Here is a 22,234-nt window from a genome sequence, read left to right as displayed (position 1 = left end):
TCCTTTGAGATCAGGCTGCCGTGCGACCCGGAAGTTGGCAATCCACTGACATCATTTGTCACGTGCTGGTGAGACGAGTTTATCGGTCAGCCCAGCAACTGCCCCAGTTTCATAGCGACACCCATGTCGCCTGAAATCTTGAGCTTGCCCATCATCACACCCGTCATCGGGTTCAGTTTACCGGTAAGCAACTTGCCCAGATTGTCACGAGAGATGCGAATGGTGCAGTCGGTATCTCGATCCTGTGTCGTTGCAGTGTTGTCGGCGAGGACGATGACACCATCCTCACCGCAATCGAACTTGAGCGATCCGTCAAAGGTTTTGCCGCCCAGACCCTTTTGGATACCGTCTGCTATTTCCTGAAGCATATGAATTCCTTTCGCAGTTGTGCCCTGCGTAAAGAGAAGTCTCAGCTTCAGGCAAGCATGACCCTACTGGAACCAGCCAAGGCTAGCCGTTGATCAACGCCTGTTTGGTTGGCTCGCAGATCTGACCGTCATAAAAAGCTGTCAGGACATCCTGAAACTCGGATGGTGCGCCGGGTACAGCCGCAAACAAGGTCATGGACGAGCGTAGCTTCTTGGCATCGACCTTTCCCAGAATACCAGCCGGGTCCGAGCCCTTGTGCGACAGCATCAGGCGGGACACCTGAATCAGGCGCTCACGCAGGACCGGGTGCCCAAGATAGGCGGTTGCCTCATCCAGATCTTCGATCCCATAAAGCTGGGCCATATGAGATTGGCCCAGTTCTGCCAGTTGCGGAAAAACGAACCACATCCAGTGGCTGGTTTTCTGTCCCTGCTCAAGTTCACGCAGGACATCCGGCCAAACCGTGTCCTGCGCTTCGATGAACATTTCGAGCTCTTCGTTTATGCCTTCGTCTTCAGTCACTTGGACAAACGCTTGTCACGAGCGGCCAGAAGCTTCAGACGCAGAGCGTTCAGCTGGATGAAACCAGCCGCATCGGTCTGGTCATAAGCACCGGCGTCTTCCTCAAAAGTCACATGTGCTTCAGAGTACAGCGAGTGATCCGACCAGCGGCCCACGGTTGAGGCCAAGCCTTTGTACAGTTTCACTCGGACGGTGCCCGTGACATGTTCCTGAGATTTGTCGATGGCGGCTTGCAGCATTTCCCGCTCGGGGCTGTACCAGAAGCCGTTATAGATCAGCTCCGCGTATTGCGGCATCAGCTGGTCTTTCAGGTGCATCGCGCCACGGTCCATGGTGATGGATTCGATACCGCGGTGCGCTTCCAGCAGGATGGTGCCGCCGGGAGTTTCATAGATGCCACGCGATTTCATACCGACGAAACGACCTTCGACCAGGTCCAGACGACCAATGCCGTGTTTGCCGCCGTACTCGTTCAGCTTGGTCAGGATGGTCGCGGGGCTCATCGCTTCGCCATTGATGCTGACGGCGTCGCCTTTTTCAAAACCGATCTCGATGAATTCCGGCTCGTTCGGCGCGTCTTCGGGATGGACGGTGCGCTGGTAGACATAGTCGGGCGCCATATCGGCGGGGTCTTCCAGAACCTTGCCCTCGGACGAGGTGTGCAGCAGGTTGGCATCGACCGAGAAGGGGGCCTCACCGCGTTTGTCTTTGGCGATCGGAATCTGGTGTGCTTCTGCCCATTCAATCAGACGGGTGCGGCTGGTCAGATCCCACTCGCGCCACGGGGCGATGACCTTGATCTCGGGGTTCAGTGCGTAGGCAGCCAGCTCAAAACGGACCTGATCGTTGCCCTTGCCGGTCGCGCCATGCGCAACGGCGTCAGCACCGGTTTCTTTTGCGATCTCAACCAGACGTTTCGAGATCAGCGGACGCGCGATTGAGGTGCCCAGCAGGTACAGACCTTCGTACTGCGCGTTGGCGCGGAACATCGGGAAGACAAAGTCGCGGACGAACTCTTCGCGGATATCCTCGATATAGATGTTTTCGGGCTTGATCCCCAGCATTTCAGCCTTTTGGCGTGCCGGTTCAAGCTCTTCACCCTGACCCAGATCGGCGGTGAAGGTAACAACCTCACAGCCATACTCGGTCTGCAGCCATTTCAGAATGATCGAGGTATCAAGGCCACCGGAATAGGCCAGAACAACTTTCTTGGGCGCGGACATCTGACTTCCCTTTATGCGTAGAACGATTGGCCCCTAGCGGGTTTTCGACCCGGGGGCAAGTTGCGAGCATTGACGCAGGACGGGAATTGGGATGAAACGATTGCAAAGATAACAAGGATTGGTTGAGAGGGCGGTTCAGAATGCTTGGTTGGCAGATTTTCATCCATTCAGTTCGAATGGTGTTCAGTAATCTACTGGAAGCTCTGCAGATTGGATTGGTACCATCAGTTGCCGCCGCAATATTCAGTACCCTCGTCTTGGGCCTGGCGAGTGCGAACGGGATTGATGCGGGTGATCCAGCAATGCACTTGACTGCGAAAGACGCGCTGAACGTCGTTTTAGCAGCGTTGATCAATATCCTAGTGAGCTTGTGGATTTTCGTCGCCTGGCATCGGTTCGTACTGCTCGAAGAGTATCCCAAAGGTTGGATCCCATCGTTCAATTTAGATCGGATAGGGGCCTACATCTGGTGTACCGTCCAGCTTATTGTCGTTTGCGTGATTGCATCGGTGGTAATTCTGGTGCCGTTGCTCTTGGTTGGCTCAATTTTGGCCGCCATCGTGCCGCCATTGGGTTACCTGCTTCAACTTTTGCCGTTTGCCGCCTTCTTTGTTGTCTATGTGCTTTTCATAAGGCTTGGCGCAGCCTTGCCAGCAGCGGCGATTGGGGAACCGCTTGGTTTTATGGACGCAAAAAAAGCAACTGAAGGCTCTAACGGCACCATCACAATTGTTGTGTTGATTCTGGCGTTTGTTCAGGTTGTCCTCAGTCTTCTGATCTTTCAGGCCAGTCAGATCTTGCCTATAGTGGGAATAGCAAGCCAAACGATTATCGGGCTGGTCATTTCACTGGTAAATGTCAGCGTTTTGACCACGGTGTACGGTATTTACGTCGAAAAACGCGAGCTGGCCTGATACCCGTACACATATGTATTCCTTGCCCTTTGGGCAGCGATACGACACTGAGACCGATATGACCGATTTCATGACCCGCGCCCGCGCTGCCGAACAGGCGATGCGCACTGTGTTTCCTGCAACGCCACTGCAGCGGAATGCTCATCTGTCCGATCGCTACGGAGCTGATATCTGGCTCAAGCGCGAGGACCTCAGCCCGGTTCGGTCCTACAAAATCCGCGGCGCGTTTAATGCCATGCGTAAGCAGCAGGGTCAGGAATTGTTTGTGTGTGCCAGCGCAGGCAATCATGCGCAGGGCGTGGCCTATATGTGTAAGCATCTGGGCGTGAAGGGCGTGATCTTCATGCCGGTGACGACCCCGCAGCAAAAAATTCAGAAGACCCGGATTTTCGGCGGGGATAACATCGAAATTCATCTGACCGGCGACTATTTTGATGACACGCTGGCGGCCGCGCAAAGTTGGTGTGCGCAACAGGGCGGGCATTTCCTGTCTCCTTTTGACGATGATGACGTGATTGAAGGTCAGGCTTCGCTGGCGGTTGAGATCGAAGCGCAGTTGGGTGCCGTCCCGGATCACGTGATCCTGCCGGTAGGTGGGGGCGGTATGTCCTCTGGCGTTGCGACATGGTTCGGGGATCGCTCGCATTGCCTGTTTGTCGAACCTGCAGGTGGGGCGTGTCTGCGTGCTGCGCTTGCGGCAGGTCATCCCGTTGCCTTAGATCACGTAGATACATTCGTAGACGGCGCTGCCGTCGGTCGCATTGGAGCGAAGCCGTTTGAGCTTTTGCGTTCACGACACCTCTCAGACGTTTTGGTCATGTCCGAGGATCGCATCTGCGCAACCATGATCGAGATGCTCAATGTCGAGGGCATCGTTTTAGAACCAGCAGGCGCTTTGGCTGTCGAAGCGATAGGTGACGTTCAGAGTTTTGTTCGCGGCAAAACGGTTATCTGTGTGACCTCGGGCGGGAACTTTGATTTTGAGCGTTTGCCCGAGGTCAAAGAGCGGGCGCAGCGTTATTCCGGTGTGAAGAAATACTTCATCTTACGTCTGCCGCAGCGTCCAGGCGCGCTGAAGGAGTTTCTCGGCATACTCGGGCCGGAAGATGATATTGCCCGCTTCGAATACATGAAGAAATCGGCTCGCAATTTTGGTTCGGTCCTGATCGGAATCGAAACCCGCAAACCTGAGAATTTCATGCGCCTGTTTGCTCATCTGGATGAGGCCGGATTTACCTATACGGATATCACCGAGGATGAGACGCTTGCCCAGTTCGTAATCTGATTCACTTCAGATTATCTGCCAAACCTGCCTCGAACACGGATCTGGACCGGTCAAACTCAGAATAGATTTCGGCAAGGTTGACGTCAGAACCTTCCCCGGCCGCAGCTTTTCTTTCCCCGTCCTGACAGAGCTTTGAGAATCTGTCGAAACCCAGGCTCAGTGCGCTGCCTTTGAGGAAATGCAGGTTCTGCTCAATCTCGGTTCTGGAGGTGTCCTCACGCAGTTTCGAGATCACTTCCTGCACCTCGTCCATGAAAATCTGGACAACCTCATCAAACTCATCCGCGCCCACTTCATCGCGCAGCTGATTTACCCGGGGCCAATGTATCATCATGCCCTCCGTCTGGACCTGCTTACCTCTCTGATAGGGCGTAACGCGTAAACAGCTGATTAAAATCGCTCATGCGAAGTAGCCAACCCGCTTTCACTCAATTTTAAGCTGCAGATTTTAGCTTCTCCACATCTCGGTTTCAGGGAATGCGTGGGGTAAAAGGTGACGCCAGCCAGTAAGACAGACACTGTGGGCAAACCGAAATTTGGTGCAATCCAGAAGGTGCTGGTTGTTGATGACAGCCGCCTTCAACGAAGAATTCTTGTGGCCTCGCTTAAAAAGTGGGGTTTTGAGGTTGTCGAGGCTGACAACGGCGAAGATGCGATCGCGTTGTGTAAGGTTGATCCACCAGATCTGGTTCTCAGCGACTGGGTGATGCCTGGCATGGGTGGGCTTGAATTTTGTCGGGCTTTCCGTGCGCTGGAAATGGATCAGTACACATACTTCATTCTTCTCACTTCCAAGAGCGAAAAGCAGGAGGTCGCACGGGGCCTTGATGCGGGTGCAGATGATTTCCTGATCAAACCGTTAGAGGCGGATGAGTTGCGAGCCCGGATTTCCGCAGGCGCCCGCATTTTGGATATGCAGCGCGAACTCTCAGACAAGAACCGGCTGATTGAAAGTGCCTTTGAGGAGTTGCGGTTGGCCCATGATGCCATCGACAAGGATCTGATGCAGGCGCGTAAAATTCAGGATTCTCTGGTGCCCGAGCTTCGGCGCGACTTCGGGAACTCACGGGTCAGTATGTTGCTGAAGCCTTGTGGCCATATCGGTGGTGATCTGGTCGGTATGTTCTCGCCCGGTCCAAACCGTCTGGGTTTTTACAGCATCGACGTTTCAGGTCACGGTATTACGTCGGCCATGATGACGGCGCGCTTGGGCAGCTATCTTTCCAGCAAGCATTTCGATCAGAATGTCGCGATGGAGCAGCGATTTGATAAATTCTATGCGCTGTTGCCGCCCGAGAATGTTGCCGCGACACTGAACTCGCGCCTGATGGCCGATGCCGGGATCGAAGAGTATTTTACGATGGTCTACGCCATCGTCGATTTGCGCAACGGTCACCTCAAAATGGTTCAGGCCGGGCATCCGCATCCACTGCTGCTGCGCAAGGATGGCAGTACCGAATTTCTGGGCACAGGTGGTCTGCCTATCGGTCTGATTGAAAACGCGGTTTTTCATCAAACGGATGTTTACATGAAGCCGGGTGACAAGTTGTTGCTCCATTCAGATGGATTTACCGAGTGTCGGTTGGCGGACGGCAGCCTTCTGGATGAAGAAGGTCTTCAGGCCATAGCGCAGGACTGTCTTTCCGATGGCGGCGGCTCGGATTTTCTGGACGACATGTTCTGGCGATTAACGCAGGCCATGTCGCCTGATGATGGTATGGGAGACGATGTTTCAGCCGTCTTCTTCGAATACTATCAGCCCTAAAGCCCCTGCATATGACGGGTGGCAAAGTGGCGGTCACCTTCATTGCCCAGCGTTCTGGTGGCGTCTGACGTCTCCATCCACACGGCCTCGTGGAATTCTTCGGTGGGCGGTCCCATTGGGCGGACTGGCCGCGCGCGGTATATATAGCAGACTTTCTCGGCCCAAAGATCGTATTCCGGCATATAGGTGAAACGCCGAAATGCACCCACACGTCGCGGTGCTGTTATTAGCCAGCCGGTCTCTTCAAAAACCTCTCGGTGAAGGGCCGTCATCGGAGATTCACCCGGGTCAATTCCCCCGCCGGGAAGCTGGAGTTCCGGGTTCAGACCGTCATCATACCAGGTTACGAGCAATGAGCTGCCTCGCGGTAACAAAGCATACACTCCGGGCCTCCGAATGTACCGTCGCCCCGGTTCCGGGGTTTCACCGAACCTTCTGATCATGTATGGCCCCTTTCAACCCGGTTTGTTCGACCTATATGGTGGCGGTATGCCAACCTGTGGCGTGTAAGGAAACCCCATGTCTCTTGGAACGAAAATCGCGTGGGACGATACCGTCCTGCCCTTTCAACTTGATGTATCGGATATGCGTGGCCGTGTGGCGCGTTTAGACGGGGTGCTGGACGGCATCCTGAAACAGCACGACTATCCGGAACAGGTCGAGGCCCTGGTGGCCGAGATGGCCCTGCTGACCGCATTGATCGGCCAGACCGTTGCGCTGCGCTGGAAGCTGTCCCTTCAGGTTCAGTCCAAGGGCGCGGTACGCATGATTGCGACCGACTACTATGCGCCGCAGAAAGACGGAGAGCCCGCACAGATCCGTGCCTATGCCAGCTTTGATCGGGATCGCCTGACCGATGGCGCACCCTTTGACCAGGTGGGCGAAGGGTATTTTGCGATCATGATCGACCAGGGTGAGGGAACCCAACCCTATCAAGGGATCACTCCGCTGGCGGGCGGTTCACTTCGCGCCTGTGCCGAGGCCTATTTTGCGCAGTCCGAGCAGCTGCCAACCCGCTTTTCGCTGAGCTTTGGCAAATCGACCGAGCCTGGCGTGGGTGAACATTGGCGCGCCGGGGGCATCATGCTGCAGCACATGCCCAAGGCGTCCCCGTTTGTGGCATCTGGGGAAGGTAGTGGCGAGATACTCTCGGCTTCGGATCTGGTTGATGGCGATGAAGGTGAAAATTGGGGCCGGGTCAACATCCTGCTCGATACGGTGGATGACCTCGAGCTGATCGGGCCATCGATTGCACCAACTGACTTGTTGATCCGACTGTTTCACGAGGAACAGCCGCGTGTCTATGATGCGCAGATGGTCAAATTCGGCTGCACCTGTTCCGAAGATCGCGTGCGCCAAAGCCTGTCGATCTATTCGGCACGGGACATTGCCAAGATGACCACTGACGAAGGAACCGTGACTGCCGATTGTCAGTTCTGCGGTGCCCATTACGTGTTGGATCCAAGCACAGTTGGCTTCGACGCCGAAGATGCGGATCGTGCCTGATCCGATTTCACAACTGACGGCGGCGCTGAGCCGCCCCGGTGACGGGTCGAGCGACTTTGATCTGAATCCTGAAACCGTTTTGCCAGCGGGACGCAAGCTGCGCCCCGCTGGTGTTCTGGTTCCGGTATTGTTGTCCGGTGAAACACCGCGCCTGATCCTGACCAAGCGCTCGTCGGCCCTGAAACATCACCCGGGCCAGATTGCTTTTCCCGGTGGAAAACAGGACGAAGGCGATGCAGATGTCACTGCAACAGCCTTACGTGAAGCGCAGGAAGAGATTGGTTTACCGCCAGATCTGCCGCGAATTCTAGGCCACTTGCCAACCCATGAAACCGTAACGTCCTTTACCGTGACACCTGTCGTGGCGGTGTTAGAGAATGGTTTTGATCCAATCCCGGAACCCGGAGAAGTGGAAGAAGTCTTTTCAGTTCCGCTTGCGCATGTTCTGAACCCGGCGAATTATGTCGTCGAGTCGCGTCGTTGGCGCGGCCAAAGACGGTACTATTTCGCTGTGCCTTACGGCCCCTATTACATTTGGGGCGCAACGGCACGGATGCTTCGGGGTTTGGCGGCGCGAGTGAGTGAATGACGCAGATCACAGAAGACTGGATCAGGGTTGAAGCGACACAGGATGTATGCTCGGCTTTGACCAACGCCGGTGCGCAGGCCCTGTTCGTGGGTGGGTGTGTGCGCAACGCGCTTTTGAATGCCCCGGTTTCCGACATTGATATAGCCACGGACGCGCATCCCGAACGGGTGCTGGAGTTGACCAGTAAGGCTGGTCTGAAAGCCATCCCGACTGGTATCGATCACGGCACAATTACAGTGGTTAGCGGTGGTATCCCGCACGAAGTGACGACTTTCCGCCGCGATGTCGAAACCGATGGGCGGCGCGCGGTCGTTGCCTATGCGGACGCAGTCGAAGAAGATGCCGCCCGGCGCGATTTCACAATGAACGCGCTTTATGCGCGACCGGATGGAACCATTCTGGATCCGCTAAATGGTCTGCCCGATCTACGGGCGCGCCGCGTCAGGTTCATCGGGAATGCAGAGGACCGGATCAAAGAGGATTATCTGCGGTCACTGCGGTATTTTCGGTTTCACGCCTGGTACGGCGATGCAGATGCCGGGTTTGACCCCGAGGCACTGTCTGCAATCGCCTCGCACCTCGAGGGTCTCGAGAAACTCTCACGCGAAAGGGTTGGGGCTGAAATGCTCAAGCTGCTTGGTGCACCCGATCCCGCGCCTTCGGTGGCAGCGATGCGAAGTGCAGGCGTTTTGGCCCGAATTCTGCCCGGTGCTGACGACAAGGCCCTGCCAATTCTCGTGAAACTTGAAGGGGATGCCGGAGCACCCCCCGACCCGATTCGCCGATTGGCTGCAATCGCGCCACTGGAAGTTGCCCGAACTCTGCGGCTCAGCAAAGCTCAACTGCAACGCCTGACCCGTATGCGGGACGAGGCCATGGGAACCGCAGGTGTTGCTGAACTTGGCTTTCGGTATGGTTCAACAGGGGGGCTGCACGAAACGCTTCTGCGTTGCGCGTTTCTGGAACAACCCTGGACCGATGATCTTGCCATTGCCCTTGAAAAAGGGGCTGCGGCCAGCTTTCCGATCAAGGCAAATGATCTCATTCCGAAATACAGCGGTCCGGCGCTGGGCAAAAAACTGGCCGAACTTGAGGCGCGCTGGATTGCGTCGGGTTTCCTTTTGGATCGCGATGAATTGCTGGCGGAATAAAATGAAGTCTCAAAAGGGGATGACAAAGCGGATCATTTGTGGCTAGGGTGCGCGTGTCACATGGATGGAGGAATGCGAATGTATTACGGGATCTGGTTCGGCTAAGGCTGGAACACTTTACCCGTTGGGGTGGTGTTCTGACGCCATCTTCTTTCGCATGACTTATTTTGACTCGCTCAATCGGAGCATCCTCCATGTTTCGCTATTTCGAAAACCTCGTAGACCCTTTTGTCGCTTATGACGAAGTAGACACGCCACCAACGCGGCTGTGGCCCTTCATGCTGGACTACTCGCGCCCATTCATGCGCGTGTTTGTCTGGGCAGCACTTCTGTCAATCATCGTGGCTGGGGTTGAGATCGGCTTGATCTATTATATGGGCCGCGTCGTCGACCTGCTGTCGGGTTCACCGACCGAAGTCTGGCAGGCGCACGGCACAGAACTGCTGCTGATGGCAGCCTTTGTTCTGCTATTGCGGCCCGCGCTGCACGTGATTGACGTGTTGTTGTTGAACAACGCGATCTTGCCGAACTTTGGGACGCTGATCCGCTGGCGTGCGCATAAACACGTTCTGCGCCAGTCGGTTGGCTGGTTCGAGAATGACTTTGCCGGACGTATCGCGAACCGGATCATGCAGACACCGCCCGCTGCGGGAGAGGTGATCTTTCAGGTCTTTGACGCGATTTCCTTCTCGCTGGCCTATCTGATCGGTGCGGCCATTCTGTTGATGGCGGCTGATCCTCGGTTGTTGGTGCCGCTGTTGATCTGGCTTGTGCTCTATGGGCTGCTGGTGCGCTGGACGGTGCGGCGGGTTGGACCGGCCTCGCAGGCCGCATCTGATGCGCGTTCCACGGTGACCGGGCGTGTGGTGGACAGCTATACCAATATCCATTCGGTCAAGATGTTTGCCCATGCGGATCAGGAACTGGACTATGCGCGCGAGGCTATCGAGGCAACGCGCCGCACATTTCAGGTCGAGATGCGCATCTTCACCATTATGGACGCAGTTCTGGTGACGCTGAACGGCCTGTTGATCATCGGTGTTGTCGGTTGGGCGATTGCCTTGTGGATGCAGGGCAGTGCATCGGTTGGCGTTGTTGCAGCTGCAACTGCCCTGACGTTGCGGCTGAACGCGATGACCGGATGGATCATGTGGGCGCTGACCAGCTTTTTCCGCCAACTGGGTGTTGTCGCCGAGGGAATGGAAACCATCGCGCAGCCTGTTGATCTGTTGGATGTCAAAGGTGCAAGGCCCTTGCAGCTGAGTTCGGGCGAGATTGAAATTCGCGATTTGTCTCACCACTACGGTCGTGAAACGGGTGGTCTGGACCATATCAACCTGACCATCCAGCCAGGTGAAAAGATCGGTCTGATCGGGCGTTCCGGTGCCGGGAAATCGACTCTGGTAAAGCTGCTTTTGCGGTTTTACGACGTCGAACGCGGCGCAATCCTGATCGATGGCCAGGACATCAGTTCTGTCACCCAGGACAGTCTGCGTCAGCGGATCGGGATGGTTCAACAGGACAGTGCGTTGCTGCATCGGTCGGTGCGCGACAATATCCTGTACGGTCGCCCCGATGCGACCGAAGAGCAGATGATTGCCGCCGCCAAGCAAGCCGAAGCGCATGAGTTCATTCTGGACCTTCAGGACCCGCAAGGCCGGACAGGATATGACGCGCATGTGGGGGAGCGGGGTGTCAAACTCAGCGGTGGTCAGCGCCAGCGTGTGACGCTTGCGCGGGTGATCCTTAAAGACGCACCCATCCTTTTGCTGGACGAGGCGACATCTGCGCTAGATTCCGAGGTCGAAGCATCGATTCAGGAGACCCTCTACGGCATGATGCAAGGCAAGACCGTGATCGCGATTGCGCACCGGCTGAGTACCATTGCGCAGATGGACCGGATCCTGGTGATGGATGGTGGTCGGATCGTCGAAGAAGGCGCCCATGCGGAATTGTTGTCGCATGGTGGTCTTTACGCTCAGTTCTGGGCACGGCAATCTGGCGGCTTCATGAACCCGGAGGCCGCTGAATGAGAATTGCAGATCTGATTTATCCGTTCACGGACACCGAAACGCCCCCACCGCAGACGTTGGGGGCGTTTATTCGCTGGTGCCTGTCCGGCGCGTGGCCGATGTTGTTTGTCGCCGCGTTCTTTTCTGCCACCGCAGGAGCAATGGAAGCCGGAACGGCATGGATTCTTGGCCACGTTATCGATGTGGCAACCGCAAGCGGACCAGAAGAGTTTTTGTCCGCCCGAAACGCCTGGATGATCATCGGGGCGATCGCGTTTTTCATGCTGATCCGCCCGATCCTGTTCGGACTCTCGTCGCTGTCGAACAACTATATCGTGATGCCGAACATCACGCCGTTGGTTCTGGCCAAACTCAATCGCTGGACGCTGGGCCAGTCGGTGACTTATTTCGATGACGATTTCGCGGGCCGGATTGCCCAAAAGCAGATGCAGACCTCGAATGCGATGGCGTCGGTGGTGTCGGAAACCATCAGCGCAATTGTCTTTGCCTTGGCGTCGCTTGTCGGCTCTTTGCTTTTGTTAGGGTCTATTCATCCGCTTGTTATGGTCCCGTTCGCAGCTTGGCTTGCCATCTATTTTTGGCTGATCCGCTGGTATCTGCCGCGTATCCGCAAACGCTCGGCCGCGCGCGCAGGGGCGCGGGCAATGGTGTCGGGGCAGGTGGTCGATACCATAACCAATATCAAAACTGTCAAACTGTTCGCGCATTCCGAGTTCGAGGATCACGCCGCCCGTAACGCCATGGTCGAATTGCGGGAAAGATCGCTGGATTTCGGAAAGCTCTCAGCGAGCTTCCGCTTTATTCTGATGACGCTTGCCGGGGTTCTGCCTGTGTTGTTGTTGGGTGCCACGGTGCTGCTGTGGCAGGGCGGCAGTGCGACGACCGGCGACATCGTTGCTGCCGGTGCTGTGTCCATTCGCATCGCTCAGATGACCGGTTGGGTCAGTTTCACGCTGATGGGCCTTTATGCCAACGTTGGCGAGATCGAAAACGGCATGAACACTCTGGCCAAGCGAAACCGCGTTGAAGATGCGGCGCGCGCTGCTGATCTGAAAGTTGCCGAAGGCGGGATCAGGTTCGATGACGTCAGCTTTGCCTATGGTCGGAATATCGGAGGTGTCACAGATCTGGATCTGGCGATACGGCCGGGTGAAAAGCTGGGTATCGTCGGGGCTTCTGGTGCAGGTAAGTCGACCCTAGTTTCTCTTCTATTGCGGCTCTATGACAGGGAAAACGGTGCGATATTGATTGATGGTCAGGATATCTCACAGGTGACCCAGGACAGCCTGCGCCGTCATATCGGTATGGTCACGCAGGAAACTGCCATGTTCAATCGCTCAGCGCGCGAGAACATCCTCTATGGACGTCCGGATGCGACGGAAGAAGAAATGATCGCGGCCGCACACAAGGCCGAAGCGCATGAGTTTATTCTGGGCCTGCAGGATGCTCAGGGCCGGACAGGGTATGACGCCCATCTGGGTGAGCGAGGTGTGAAGCTGAGCGGTGGACAGCGTCAGAGGATCGCTTTGGCACGCGCAATCCTTAAGGACGCGCCGATCCTTGTACTGGACGAGGCAACCTCAGCCCTTGATTCAGAAGTTGAGGCGTCCATCCAGACCGCCCTGCATCGCGTGATGGAAGGCAAAACGGTTCTTGCTATTGCACACCGCTTGTCGACGCTCAGCGAAATGGATCGGATCATCGTTCTGGATCAAGGCCACATCGTCGAGGACGGTGCACATGACACTCTGCTGGCACAGGGCGGGCTGTATGCGCGGTTCTGGCATCGCCAGTCCGGTGGCTTCATTCAGACCGAAGCTGCGGAATAGGGGTTCTTTTACAGCGTAAGCCCGGCTATCAGGCCCCCCATGACGCAGGATTACACCATTCTCCGCCTTGGTCATCAGGGCGACGGTATCGCCGATGGCCCCGTTTACGCCCCTCGAACCCTTCCGGGCGAGGTGGTCAGTGGCACGCTTGTTGGCACCCTGCTGAATGATATTCGCGTCAACACGCCATCAGACGACCGGGTTAAGGCGCCCTGCCGCCATTACAAAGCCTGTGGCGGGTGCCAGTTGCAGCACGCATCAGATACATTCGTTGCCGACTGGAAAGTTGAAGTGGTGCGGACCGCGCTCGCAGCACAAGGGTTGGAGGCACCGATGCGTCCGATCCATACATCACCTGAACGATCCCGCCGCCGTGCAACCGTTGCTGTAAGGCGCACGAAAAAGGGCACTCTGGCTGGCTTTCACGGTCGTGCGTCTGACACGATCACCGAAATCCCCGACTGTCACCTGCTGGACCCAGCGCTGATTGCTGCCATCCCCGTTGCCGAGGCGTTGGCTGTCTTGGGTGGCAGCCGCAAGGGCGTTCTTGCCGTGACCCTGACCCTGTCCGAGGCGGGTCTTGATGTGTCGGTCAAAGGTGGCAAACCGCTGGATGGGCCGTTGGAACTGGCGCTGGCGCAAGCGACGGAACAGCATGGGCTGGCTCGCCTGACTTGGGATGATGAGGTGATCGCGATGCGCCAACCGCCAGTACAGCGGTTTGGCAAAGCGCAGGTTGTTCCACCTCCCGGCGCATTTCTGCAGGCGACAAAAGATGGGGAACAGGCTCTAACACAGGCTGTTCTGGAAATTGTCGGATCATCTAAACAGGTTGTCGACCTGTTTGCTGGTAGTGGTACGTTCTCGCTTCCCCTGGCCGAAGGATCCGAGGTCCATGCGGTCGAGGGTGAAGCGGCTATGACCCGTGCGCTGGATCAGGCATGGCGCAAGGCAGAAGGTCTCAAGAAAGTGACAACCGAGGCGCGCGATCTGTTTCGCCGCCCCCTGATGCCAGATGAACTGAAATCCTTTGATGCAGTTGTACTGGATCCACCACGCGCCGGCGCCGAAGCGCAGGTGCAAGAGCTGGCGCAGGCCAAACGCCCAGTTATCGCCTATGTATCGTGCAATCCAATCAGCTTTGCGCGTGACGCAAAAATTCTGGCTCAGGCCGGTTACACTCTTGAATGGGTGCAGGTGGTTGACCAATTTCGGTGGTCGTCACACACCGAACTCGTAGGCCACTTCAACATGTCGAAAAAATCATGAATCAACAGGAGAGCGCCCAAATGGGGATCAGGCAGCGTTTGCAAGGCTTTGTCGAAAGCGCTGGATTTTCGCAATTCATCACCGGTGTGATCCTGATCAACGCCGTCCTGCTGGGTATGGAAACCTCTCCCAGTCTCATGGACAAGGCTGGCCCAGTGATCGTGTTTCTGGACAGCGTCTGCCTTGCCATCTTTGTGGCTGAAATCGCGATGAAGCTGATTTCGACCGGGCGCCGTTTTTTCAGCAATGGCTGGAATGTCTTTGATTTTGTGATCGTCGGTATCGCTCTTGTGCCGGGCGCTGGCGGCTTGTCGGTCTTGCGTGCACTGCGGATTTTGCGGGTCCTGCGCGTGATCTCGGTGGCGCCACGCCTGCGTCGCGTGGTCGAAGGGTTCATCTCGGCACTGCCCGGCATGGCCAGCGTTTTCCTTTTGATGGCCATCCTTTTCTACATCGGCGCGGTGATCGCGACCAAGCTGTTCTCACAGTCCTTTCCGGAATGGTTCGGTGATCTCGGTCTGTCTGCTTATACCTTGTTCCAGATCATGACGCTGGAAAGCTGGTCGATGGGTATCGTGCGCCCCGTGATGGAAGTGTACCCCTATGCATGGATGTTCTTTGTTCCGTTCATCATGGTGACGACCTTTGCGGTGGTGAACCTTTTGGTTGGTCTTATCGTGAATTCGATGCAGGACGCCCACCATGCCGAGGATGGTGAAAAGACCGATGCCTATCGCGATGAGGTGCTGGAACGGCTTGAGATCATCGAGAAACACCTGATTGCGCAGTCAAACAGCAAAAAGTGATTTCAGTTTTTAGCTTTTTTGGCATAATAGCCAAAAAAAGCAGCAGGCAGTGAAAATATGGATCGTCGAGCATTTGGTTTGGGGGCAATGGCAACGCTGAGCCTTTCAGCATGCGCATCAGCAGGCCCCAGATTTCTTTCCTACAACGGACCCGAGGTGACATCGCTGGTCGTCAACAAGGGCGCACGCAAACTCTATCTTTTGCACCATGAACAGGTTCTGAAGGAGTATGACGTGGATCTTGGGTTTGCGCCGAGCGGCACCAAGTTCAAACGTGGGGATGGCCGTACACCGGAAGGGTCGTATCTGATCGACCGCCGAAACCCACGCAGCCGGTATCATTTGTCGCTAGGCATTTCCTATCCTGACTCGAAAGATATCGCTCAGGCCAAGGCCGCGGGCGTTGATCCGGGTGGAGATATTTTTATCCACGGGCAACCCAATCTTCGTTCCGAGTTCAAGCGAGCAAGGAAGACACCTGATTGGACAGCTGGTTGCATCGCGGTCAAGAATGAAGAGATCGAAGAGATCTATGCGATGGTCAACGAAGGTACGCTGATCACGCTACGGCCCTGAACCGGCTCACAGCGGCTTCCAGTCCTTGAACCCATAGAGCACGTAGTCGCGCTGGTAGGTTTCGGTCGCCAGCGCCTCAAGCTCAGCATCATAGATATCAGGCAACAAGAACGGAACGTCCGCTTCAGAAGTGCCGAGTATTGGCGGATTGGTGTGCCCAACCTTGCGGGCCAACTCGGGTAGTGCGGTTTCGATTTCTTCTTCTCGCAGAATGAAGTCGGGCATGGCAAAAACAGACATCCCCTCAAGCGTGCTTGCCTGACTGCACCACAGACCGTCGACGCGGATGGGTGTCTGGCCTGCCAGAATATGGCGCAGAAAGACCAGAAAAGCCGAGAACGCCTCATAGTGCTGTTCTTTTGAATAGTTGTTTTTCCGAATCTGGCCGGGAAAAGGGATCTTGTACTTGTTCCGCAGCATGTTGCGGATGTTGAGATATGCGCCCGGGCCTTTGTTGAGGATGTGACTGCAAAACACCGAGTGCGCGCGTGCCAGCGGGTGCCTTAGCACCGTGAACTTGCGATGCCCTGGATTGGTTTGCATCCATTGGCGCATCTGCTTGCGATTACGATCGGTCAACAGGTCCCGCGCATCCATGGTATCCAAATCAGCCAGCCATTGTGCAACAACAGCTTCTGGTCCGCCGCGGATCGGCAAATACATCAATGGCGTCTTTGGGGCTGCAATGTACCGCGAAACCGCTGGTCCGCGGCGCGGCTCAAAATTTGGAACTCGATGCAGATTGAAGCTGTCGATTTTTGACAGCGCATTTTCCATCTCAACCGGATTTGTCACCTTTGACAGGGCCGGAGCAGGATTCTGAGGCTTAAGCCTGTCATCAAGTGCGTCCAGTCGGGATCCAACTCCCAGCCATGCGGACAGACCATTCAGAATCTCCAACTGGTTCAGATCATCATAATTGATATGAAATGCTGTCTGGCCGGTCTTCTGCAGATGGATCTGCAGCATCTGTTTGAATTCCTGCTGCTCATCCAGGTAGCTGGCAAAATCCACCGGATCAAATTCGATCTGAGCGTCTTTTCGTACCTTTATGTTGGTCAGCTGCCATTGCTTGGTTTTGCGAGCGATTTTCAGCGACACATAGCTGTCCAGTGGGTTACGCGACAGAATGATCTTGGCGCATCGCGGATCATCCAGTGCCGATTGCAGCACCCGTGGATCGTGTTCCTGAAAATAGCGAAAACCATTCAAGGCATCCGGTGCAGCCCGGATCGCATCAAGCAGACGCATAGGGTCTTTGTCGCGTTCCTCCAGCGAAACCCCAAACAACTCATCAGATTTTAACCGTCCGATAAAATGGGGATTGAATGCCTCGCCATGGCACGCCACGCCGTCTAGCGCATTCAAGTTGGCTTCCAGCAGGTTCGAGCCGGTACGCATAGCAGCCAGAACAATGAAATAGTCGAACTTTGTGCTCATATCCGACTATTGAACCAGATATGGTTTGCGGAATTGCCGTGTCTGAGCACCAAAAACATCATCCACCGGAAAATCACCTACCAGATACGGGTGCATACCCTGATTTTTGAGGTTTTGCAGGAATTTTCCGAAGCCGGTCAGATCAACCATGGTTGGCGCTTCAGACAAATGAGCCGGTTGACCGGTTCCGATTTCATCAATCACCGTCTGAAGCGGCTCCATCGGAGATTCAACGAACTCCGCCATCGTCCAGATGCGAACCTTTGCCTTGGTCCAGACTGAATCCAGCACCTCAAGCTGCTTGGTTTCAATCTGCTGCAAACGCGCTGCTTCATTCCTGATGTCGGCAAAATTCATGTTCGAGCGGAACAGCGGTACGGCCCAAGCGCCAGTGACCACCGAAATCTGCGCGTTCTTGTCCCGTGCAAGGAACCAGTTGATCTTTTGTGTGTCGGCAGGGCCAAACTGAAAGCACTGTCTTTCTCCACGCGTGTTCCAGATCAGGTTGGAGACAAAAGCGGTCGGGTTGTAATCCCGCAGTTTTGCACCATCGCTCAATGCACCGTTGATCGTGGTTTCTCCGCCCGCAAATTCAGCTCTTTCAGGTCCGAACAAGTGGCCATGGACGCGCGCTCCCGTCGCGTTGCCCAGCCAGGATTCGAAATCCTCGAACAATTCAGAGAAGCCCTGAAAGACGGAATAGGGAAACGATGTCAGGCCGTTTTCACTACCGTGTCGCGGAAAACGACTTTGCATATACAGGCCGTCGCGACCCCGGGTTCGACGCTCGACCGCTTTGGCAAAAACCCGGTCAATCTTGCCGGGATTTGGTTCAGCCAGTTTCATTGCCTCTGTCTGATCGGTCAGAAATGTCTGGTACAACCGATCCGCATGAGGCCAGATTTTACGTGCAACAAAGCAATCGGATCGGCGCAGCAGCTGCAAATGGTCGTCGTAAAAGATGTGCGGACGGCCCTGATAGTCGAATTTGGACAAGGTCAGCGACCGGCTTTCGATATGGATCGAGTACAGGCGAGCCAGCGTCTGAAAATAGCTTTCGTCCGGTATCCAGACACGCCGGAAATAACGATCATACACCTTCCGTTTCGGGTCCTGCAGAATCGCCGTGAGGGTTTGTCGCGTCAGACACCACCATTGGCTGCCCATATGCGGAACCAGCCCATCGGGTATTTTGCGTCGAAAACCCAGAAGACGTTGCAGTTTTACATAAGAATCGAACAGTTTCCGGTGTTTGCGCCATGAAAACGGAAAGCGCAGCGTAAACCTCTCAAGATCCAGGCCACCGACGGTCCAGCTCACATCAGCAGTGGTCGCGCTTTCGATAAAGTCTTCGCGCGGCCGTTCAGACAGGTAGTCGACCAGTTCTAGCACTGGCCTCAATGGCAGGCAGGATCCCGAGGACAAATAGACATGGCGCACATCTGGGAACCGTTCCAGTATCGAGGTCGCAGCCGATTGCGAGGCCGCAACGATGCCCCAACCGCCCCATTCGCAGACGTGCCGTTCGCTAAACAATATCAGCGGATCATCGGAACAGGATGAGACGAAATTGGTATAGGTCTCTTCATGTACTTTACGGTCTACGTGAATGACCACCGGGCAGCCCGCAGCGGTCCAGTGACGGGCGACTAGTTCCGCCCGATCCAGCGCAGTGTGAACCAGCATGACGATGCCCAGAGTGCTCATGCCCAGTTCCCCTTTGACATCAGACCAAGGATCTCAAGCTGCCGCCAGTTGATGTACTTCTCTGACCATTTGCACCAAAAGACTGGCTGATCTTCCAGCTGTTCCAGATAGGCACGATACTCTCCCGAAGCGCGATAGTGCTGGTTTCGTGTCATTTCCTCGCGCGCTTTTTCACCCAGAATATCAATCAGTTTAGCATGCAGCAGCGCGCCACTGGTTTTCTCACCACCCCACTCGTCGTAAACTTGGTTCAAGCCACGAGGCAGAAGAGAGTGGGTCGAGCTGACATAGACATAGCGCTTGTCCCACTTTACCAGCGGGATTTTGTTTAGTGCAGGCGCCTTTTCCGGATTGTCCTGAAAGAAAACGCGACTGCGGGGGCCACCTTGAATCCACAAATTCCCGTAGGTCGGATTCTTGGAGATCATGTAGTTTCCCGAGTCGAACCAGGGAGAGATTTCAAACGGATCCTTCCCTTCGTGATACACCGCCTCCTGAACCGGGCCTTCCGGATACATGTCAATCAGCATCGTGCCGAAGCTGCGAACACCTGTGCTGTCCAGCCAGTCGGTCAGGGCCCGGATCGGGCGCGTGTCACAGAACGGGTAAATGAAGAACTCGTCCGGATCGACCGTCAAAACCCAATGATCACGCGCGTATTTGCGCAGCAGGTAGTTTGACCAGTCGAGACCGAAAGAAGCGCGCTTGTAGCTGGCTCTGGCGCTCCAGAGCGAGACATCTGGCTGTTCGCTCAGATACTCAGCAGTGCCATCATCGCTGTTGTTGTCGACAAAGAGAAAGTGATCGATGCCCAGTTTACGATAATAGGACAGAAAGTAGGGCAGCCGGATCTTCTCGTTGCGTACAACGCTCATCAACAGAACGCTGTCGCTTTGGATGTTGGCGGTGTTGTCTTTGAAAGGTTTCAACTCGCGTCGTTTACGCACACAGCGCAAAAGGCGGCGCTTGCGCCGCAATCTCATACGATAAGAATCCAAAAGGCTCACGCGACTGCCTAACCTTCTATGACGCGAGCATGCCCGGGTTGGCCTGAGCCGAGATCGCACCGGGCAATTACTGTTTTATGACACTTTAGCACCTTGAGAAGCAATGTATTTAAAAGGTGTTAGCCTGAAACGGGTTTTCCAACGGGATCGTTCCCCATTCAGTTCCAGCCTTTTGAATTCATCAAACCCAGCCCCTCAAGCTGCGCCCATCCGGTGTAGCGTACAGAGTGTGCGTTCCACAGGTTGGGCGCTGCGACGATTGCATCATAGTATGGCCCGAATAGGTCGGGATCATGAAAATGCTGCCGCCTCTCTTTTTCGGTTTCCGCGCTTTTGATGACCTGAGGCAAGAATTTTGTATGCAACAAGACGCCGGCGGGTGTGTCGCCCCCGGGCCCGTCATAGGCAAAATTCAGGTACCGCGGCAGGGCGGAATGGCATGAATTTACATACGCATAGCGTCTGGACCAGTGAACCAACGGGATCTTGTTGAGTGTCGGTGAGCGGTCAGGATGATCGGCAAAAAACACTCTCTCCCGCACACCACCCTGAACCCAGAGGTTTCCCAATGGGTTTTGGCGCTGTGCGCGATAAGGGCCGCTGTCGAACCAATTCAGTAGGTCCAGAGGATTGGACTGCGGATCGTATTTGTGCTGATCCAGGTGACCCTTGGGATACATGTCCAGCATCAAGGCACCAAAGGCGCTATGACCGCGGTTTTGAAGCCATGCCGTCAGATCCTTCAGTGATCTCGTGTCGTGATGGGCGTAGATCAGTAACTCGTCGGCATCCACCATCAGGGTCCAATGGTCGTGGCCGTACCGCATTTGCAGCCAAGTCAGCCAGTCCAGACCAAAGCGAGAACCGCGATAGCTGGCATCGGTTTGCCACAGGGAAACGTCCGGTTGTTCCTGCAAATACGCGACCGTTCCATCGTCGCTGCCATTATCCACCATCAGAAAGTGATCAACGCCAAGGCTGCGATAGTGACGAAAGAACCAGGGCAGGCGCTCGAGTTCATTGCGCAGGGTTGTGAAGGACAGGATGTCGCCCTTTGCGATCAATCGGGTTCTGTCCGAAAGGCTGTTCAACTGGTGACGACTGCGAAAGGATCGCCATAGAAGCCGTCGTCTTTTCATACGCAACCGATACATCTGCAGCCACCCGATTGTGTCGTGCATCTGTTCCGCAGCGTGGCTCATTTTTGATAGTCGCCAGTCTGATGCCAGCGCCAGGCGTCGGCGATCATTGTCTCTAATGTTGATCTTTTTGGCTGCCAGCCCAATTCGGTTTCAGCGCGGGCAGAGCCCGAAACCAGCTTGGTACAGTCACCTTCGCGACGTGGTCCGGTGATATAGGGCACCGTGCGATTGGTGACCGATTTCGAATGGCTGATCACGTCCAGTACCGAAAACCCTGAACCGGTTCCCAGGTTGAATACTCGACTGCCCTTATCCTGTTCCAGCCAATGCAAACCCAGAACATGCGCGTCCACCAGATCGCAGACATGCACATAATCACGAATGCAGGTGCCATCCGGTGTATCGTAATCCGTGCCATTCACGGTCAGCGCATCACGTTTGCCATCGATCGCATCCAGCATGAGCGGAACCAGATGAGTTTCCGGGCGGTGGAATTCTCCAACTTCGCTGTCCGGATCGGCGCCAGCCACGTTGAAATAGCGAAAGATCACGTGATTCAGCCGGTGTGATGCTTCGAAATCGCGCAGAATATCCTCGATCGCGCGTTTTGATGCGCCATAGGCATTCAGTGGATGCTGTGGCGTGTCCTCGTCCAGAACCACATTGTCATGCTCTCCATACGTGGCACAGGTCGAGGAGAAGACGAAATTCAAGCAATTCGCGGCAACAGCGGCTTCGATCAGGTTCAGTGATCCGGTCACGTTGTTTGACCAGTATCTGCCCGGTTCTGACATGGCCTCGCCAACCTGACTGAGCGCGGCAAAATGCATGACGGCAGCCGGTTTGTATTTGGCAAAGACCTCATCCAGCCGCTTACGGTCCAACAGGTCTCCGTGTTCGAACGGGCCGAATTTCACCGAATCCTGCCATCCGGTAACGAGATTGTCGTAGGTGATCGGAACATAGCCCGCGCGCGCCAGAGCCTTGCAGGCATGTGATCCGATATACCCGGCGCCGCCGGTTACGAGTATGTTGTTCATTTTTGGTCCCACAACATCCGGTCAGAATGTCGATTTGGTTATTCGGAGGCATGTAAGGGGG

The 22,234-nt window shown here is 55.5% G+C and carries 21 protein-coding genes; 11 read left to right on the top strand and 10 right to left on the bottom strand.

Going from position 1 to position 22,234, the window contains the following annotated elements:
* Positions 1-86: 86 nt before the first annotated feature.
* The 3 genes from GOX61_RS17390 to GOX61_RS17380 all read right to left on the bottom strand — a co-directional run bounded on the left by GOX61_RS17390 (position 87) and on the right by GOX61_RS17380 (position 2,114).
* Positions 87-368, bottom strand: a complete 282-nt coding sequence (locus tag GOX61_RS17390) for an SCP2 sterol-binding domain-containing protein (protein ID WP_155144172.1) — start codon at positions 366-368, stop codon at positions 87-89.
* A gap of 82 nt (positions 369-450) precedes the next feature.
* Positions 451-855: a DUF1810 domain-containing protein gene (locus tag GOX61_RS17385; RefSeq protein ID WP_155144286.1), complete on the bottom strand. Its 405-nt coding sequence runs from the start codon at positions 853-855 to the stop codon at positions 451-453.
* Between the two features lie 32 nt (positions 856-887).
* Complete coding sequence (locus GOX61_RS17380) at positions 888-2,114, bottom strand: argininosuccinate synthase (protein ID WP_155144174.1); 1,227 nt, start codon at positions 2,112-2,114, stop codon at positions 888-890.
* 140 nt (positions 2,115-2,254) lie between these two features.
* On the opposite strand from GOX61_RS17380, the gene GOX61_RS17375 reads away from it, so the two are divergent.
* Both GOX61_RS17375 and ilvA read left to right on the top strand, forming a co-directional pair.
* Positions 2,255-3,028, top strand: coding sequence for a hypothetical protein (locus GOX61_RS17375; RefSeq protein WP_170335757.1), 774 nt, complete (start codon positions 2,255-2,257; stop codon positions 3,026-3,028).
* Between the two features lie 58 nt (positions 3,029-3,086).
* Positions 3,087-4,313, top strand: coding sequence for a threonine ammonia-lyase IlvA (ilvA, locus tag GOX61_RS17370; protein WP_155144179.1), 1,227 nt, complete (start codon positions 3,087-3,089; stop codon positions 4,311-4,313).
* Position 4,314: 1 nt separating this feature from the next.
* Here ilvA and GOX61_RS17365 read toward each other — a convergent pair whose 3' ends face one another.
* The gene (locus tag GOX61_RS17365) at positions 4,315-4,644 is read right to left on the bottom strand and encodes an Hpt domain-containing protein (protein ID WP_170335755.1); all 330 of its coding nucleotides are present in this window, start codon (positions 4,642-4,644) and stop codon (positions 4,315-4,317) included.
* Positions 4,645-4,806: 162 nt separating this feature from the next.
* On the opposite strand from GOX61_RS17365, the gene GOX61_RS17360 reads away from it, so the two are divergent.
* Positions 4,807-6,078 (top strand): PP2C family protein-serine/threonine phosphatase, encoded by a 1,272-nt coding sequence (locus GOX61_RS17360; protein WP_170335753.1) that lies wholly within the window; start codon positions 4,807-4,809, stop codon positions 6,076-6,078.
* Here the strand turns inward: GOX61_RS17360 and GOX61_RS17355 are convergent.
* Positions 6,075-6,521: an NUDIX hydrolase gene (locus tag GOX61_RS17355; protein ID WP_170335751.1), complete on the bottom strand. Its 447-nt coding sequence runs from the start codon at positions 6,519-6,521 to the stop codon at positions 6,075-6,077. The two genes, GOX61_RS17360 and GOX61_RS17355, sit on opposite strands and share 4 nt — an antisense overlap.
* Before the next feature lie 76 nt (positions 6,522-6,597).
* Between GOX61_RS17355 and GOX61_RS17350 the strand changes: the two genes are divergently transcribed.
* The 8 genes from GOX61_RS17350 (at position 6,598) to GOX61_RS17315 (ending at position 15,837) form a co-directional block, all read left to right on the top strand.
* Complete coding sequence (locus GOX61_RS17350) at positions 6,598-7,584, top strand: Hsp33 family molecular chaperone HslO (RefSeq protein ID WP_155144184.1); 987 nt, start codon at positions 6,598-6,600, stop codon at positions 7,582-7,584.
* Positions 7,568-8,173, top strand: a complete 606-nt coding sequence (locus tag GOX61_RS17345) for a CoA pyrophosphatase (protein WP_155144289.1) — start codon at positions 7,568-7,570, stop codon at positions 8,171-8,173. The genes GOX61_RS17350 and GOX61_RS17345 overlap by 17 nt, the downstream gene beginning before the upstream one ends.
* Positions 8,170-9,324: a CCA tRNA nucleotidyltransferase gene (locus GOX61_RS17340; protein ID WP_170335749.1), complete on the top strand. Its 1,155-nt coding sequence runs from the start codon at positions 8,170-8,172 to the stop codon at positions 9,322-9,324. Before GOX61_RS17345 ends, GOX61_RS17340 begins: the two co-directional genes overlap by 4 nt.
* 194 nt (positions 9,325-9,518) lie before the next feature.
* Complete coding sequence (locus tag GOX61_RS17335; RefSeq protein ID WP_170335747.1) at positions 9,519-11,357, top strand: ABC transporter ATP-binding protein; 1,839 nt, start codon at positions 9,519-9,521, stop codon at positions 11,355-11,357.
* Entirely contained in the window at positions 11,354-13,186 is a 1,833-nt protein-coding gene (locus tag GOX61_RS17330) for an ABC transporter ATP-binding protein (RefSeq protein ID WP_170335746.1), read from the top strand. Before GOX61_RS17335 ends, GOX61_RS17330 begins: the two co-directional genes overlap by 4 nt.
* A 39-nt stretch (positions 13,187-13,225) precedes the next feature.
* The gene (locus GOX61_RS17325) at positions 13,226-14,455 is read left to right on the top strand and encodes a class I SAM-dependent RNA methyltransferase (protein ID WP_170335744.1); all 1,230 of its coding nucleotides are present in this window, start codon (positions 13,226-13,228) and stop codon (positions 14,453-14,455) included.
* A gap of 20 nt (positions 14,456-14,475) precedes the next feature.
* Positions 14,476-15,261, top strand: a complete 786-nt coding sequence (locus GOX61_RS17320; RefSeq protein WP_170335742.1) for an ion transporter — start codon at positions 14,476-14,478, stop codon at positions 15,259-15,261.
* A gap of 57 nt (positions 15,262-15,318) precedes the next feature.
* Positions 15,319-15,837, top strand: a complete 519-nt coding sequence (locus GOX61_RS17315) for a L,D-transpeptidase family protein (RefSeq protein WP_155144196.1) — start codon at positions 15,319-15,321, stop codon at positions 15,835-15,837.
* Positions 15,838-15,843: 6 nt separating this feature from the next.
* Here the strand turns inward: GOX61_RS17315 and GOX61_RS17310 are convergent, their stop codons facing one another.
* The 5 genes from GOX61_RS17310 to galE all read right to left on the bottom strand — a co-directional run bounded on the left by GOX61_RS17310 (position 15,844) and on the right by galE (position 22,173).
* Entirely contained in the window at positions 15,844-17,277 is a 1,434-nt protein-coding gene (locus GOX61_RS17310; RefSeq protein ID WP_170335741.1) for a nodulation protein NodH, read from the bottom strand.
* A 6-nt stretch (positions 17,278-17,283) separates the two neighbouring features.
* Complete coding sequence (locus GOX61_RS17305) at positions 17,284-18,984, bottom strand: DUF5927 domain-containing protein (RefSeq protein ID WP_170335739.1); 1,701 nt, start codon at positions 18,982-18,984, stop codon at positions 17,284-17,286.
* Positions 18,981-19,967: a glycosyltransferase family 2 protein gene (locus tag GOX61_RS17300; protein WP_170335737.1), complete on the bottom strand. Its 987-nt coding sequence runs from the start codon at positions 19,965-19,967 to the stop codon at positions 18,981-18,983. The genes GOX61_RS17305 and GOX61_RS17300 overlap by 4 nt, the downstream gene beginning before the upstream one ends.
* Before the next feature lie 182 nt (positions 19,968-20,149).
* Complete coding sequence (locus GOX61_RS17295) at positions 20,150-21,193, bottom strand: glycosyltransferase family 2 protein (RefSeq protein WP_170335735.1); 1,044 nt, start codon at positions 21,191-21,193, stop codon at positions 20,150-20,152.
* Entirely contained in the window at positions 21,190-22,173 is a 984-nt protein-coding gene (gene galE / locus GOX61_RS17290) for a UDP-glucose 4-epimerase GalE (RefSeq protein WP_170335733.1), read from the bottom strand. The genes GOX61_RS17295 and galE overlap by 4 nt, the downstream gene beginning before the upstream one ends.
* Positions 22,174-22,234: the final 61 nt, after the last annotated feature.

The sequence above is a fragment of the Ruegeria arenilitoris genome (genome assembly GCF_013030265.1).
In the GTDB taxonomy this organism is placed as follows: domain Bacteria; phylum Pseudomonadota; class Alphaproteobacteria; order Rhodobacterales; family Rhodobacteraceae; genus Ruegeria; species Ruegeria arenilitoris_E.
The sequence above is the reverse complement of the archived record's forward strand: the minus strand, read 5'-3'. Positions and strand labels throughout refer to the sequence as shown.

What these genes read in the sequence shown, in the direction of transcription:
- GOX61_RS17330 (WP_170335746.1), top strand. Translation starts at nt 11,354, where the DNA reads ATGAGAATTGCAGATCTGATTTATCCGTTCACGGACACCGAAACGCCC.
- GOX61_RS17300 (WP_170335737.1), bottom strand. Translation starts at nt 19,967, where the DNA reads ATGAGATTGCGGCGCAAGCGCCGCCTTTTGCGCTGTGTGCGTAAACGA.
- GOX61_RS17315 (WP_155144196.1), top strand. Translation starts at nt 15,319, where the DNA reads ATGGATCGTCGAGCATTTGGTTTGGGGGCAATGGCAACGCTGAGCCTT.
- GOX61_RS17310 (WP_170335741.1), bottom strand. Translation starts at nt 17,277, where the DNA reads ATGAGCACAAAGTTCGACTATTTCATTGTTCTGGCTGCTATGCGTACC.
- GOX61_RS17345 (WP_155144289.1), top strand. Translation starts at nt 7,568, where the DNA reads ATGCGGATCGTGCCTGATCCGATTTCACAACTGACGGCGGCGCTGAGC.
- GOX61_RS17375 (WP_170335757.1), top strand. Translation starts at nt 2,255, where the DNA reads ATGCTTGGTTGGCAGATTTTCATCCATTCAGTTCGAATGGTGTTCAGT.
- GOX61_RS17295 (WP_170335735.1), bottom strand. Translation starts at nt 21,193, where the DNA reads ATGAGCCACGCTGCGGAACAGATGCACGACACAATCGGGTGGCTGCAG.
- GOX61_RS17305 (WP_170335739.1), bottom strand. Translation starts at nt 18,984, where the DNA reads ATGAGCACTCTGGGCATCGTCATGCTGGTTCACACTGCGCTGGATCGG.
- galE (WP_170335733.1), bottom strand. Translation starts at nt 22,173, where the DNA reads ATGAACAACATACTCGTAACCGGCGGCGCCGGGTATATCGGATCACAT.
- GOX61_RS17385 (WP_155144286.1), bottom strand. Translation starts at nt 855, where the DNA reads ATGTTCATCGAAGCGCAGGACACGGTTTGGCCGGATGTCCTGCGTGAA.
- GOX61_RS17390 (WP_155144172.1), bottom strand. Translation starts at nt 368, where the DNA reads ATGCTTCAGGAAATAGCAGACGGTATCCAAAAGGGTCTGGGCGGCAAA.
- GOX61_RS17350 (WP_155144184.1), top strand. Translation starts at nt 6,598, where the DNA reads ATGTCTCTTGGAACGAAAATCGCGTGGGACGATACCGTCCTGCCCTTT.
- GOX61_RS17365 (WP_170335755.1), bottom strand. Translation starts at nt 4,644, where the DNA reads ATGATACATTGGCCCCGGGTAAATCAGCTGCGCGATGAAGTGGGCGCG.
- GOX61_RS17325 (WP_170335744.1), top strand. Translation starts at nt 13,226, where the DNA reads ATGACGCAGGATTACACCATTCTCCGCCTTGGTCATCAGGGCGACGGT.
- GOX61_RS17380 (WP_155144174.1), bottom strand. Translation starts at nt 2,114, where the DNA reads ATGTCCGCGCCCAAGAAAGTTGTTCTGGCCTATTCCGGTGGCCTTGAT.
- GOX61_RS17335 (WP_170335747.1), top strand. Translation starts at nt 9,519, where the DNA reads ATGTTTCGCTATTTCGAAAACCTCGTAGACCCTTTTGTCGCTTATGAC.
- ilvA (WP_155144179.1), top strand. Translation starts at nt 3,087, where the DNA reads ATGACCGATTTCATGACCCGCGCCCGCGCTGCCGAACAGGCGATGCGC.
- GOX61_RS17340 (WP_170335749.1), top strand. Translation starts at nt 8,170, where the DNA reads ATGACGCAGATCACAGAAGACTGGATCAGGGTTGAAGCGACACAGGAT.
- GOX61_RS17355 (WP_170335751.1), bottom strand. Translation starts at nt 6,521, where the DNA reads ATGATCAGAAGGTTCGGTGAAACCCCGGAACCGGGGCGACGGTACATT.
- GOX61_RS17320 (WP_170335742.1), top strand. Translation starts at nt 14,476, where the DNA reads ATGGGGATCAGGCAGCGTTTGCAAGGCTTTGTCGAAAGCGCTGGATTT.